General features: G+C 54.5%; 1 pseudogene. It reads right to left on the bottom strand.

Annotated features, from left to right (window positions below):
• Positions 1 to 479, bottom strand: a pseudogene (locus ACTHUE_RS20225) (translation initiation factor IF-2); the annotation flags it as partial.

Here is a 479-nt window from a genome sequence, read left to right as displayed (position 1 = left end):
GCGCACGTCGCGGTATGTGCCTTGACGGAAGAGGGCGATTTCGCGCGCTTTTTTCTCGTCGGCCAACACCATTGCATCTTCGCCTGCGTTCGGTACGTCGGACAAGCCGAGGATTTCGACAGGGATAGAAGGGCCTGCTTCATTGATGGCTTTGCCGTTTTCGTCAACCATTGCACGGATTTTACCGAATGCAGTACCGGCCAGCAGCATATCGCCTTTTTTCAGCGTACCGCTTTGAACCAGCAATGTGGCAACCGCGCCGTGGCCTTTGTCCAAACGTGCCTCAACAATGATACCTTTGGCAGGTGCATCGACTGGGGCAGTCAGTTCCAAAACTTCAGCTTCGAGCAAGACGGCTTCGAGCAATGCATCGATGTTCAGGTCTTTTTTAGCGGAAACGTCGATAAACTGTACATCGCCGCCCCATTCGTCAGGCACGACTTCGTGCGCAGTCAGCTCTTGGCGGATACGCTCTGGGT

It is taken from the genome of Neisseria sp. P0021.S005 (genome assembly GCF_051956955.1).
The sequence above is the reverse complement of the archived record's forward strand: the minus strand, read 5'-3'. Positions and strand labels throughout refer to the sequence as shown.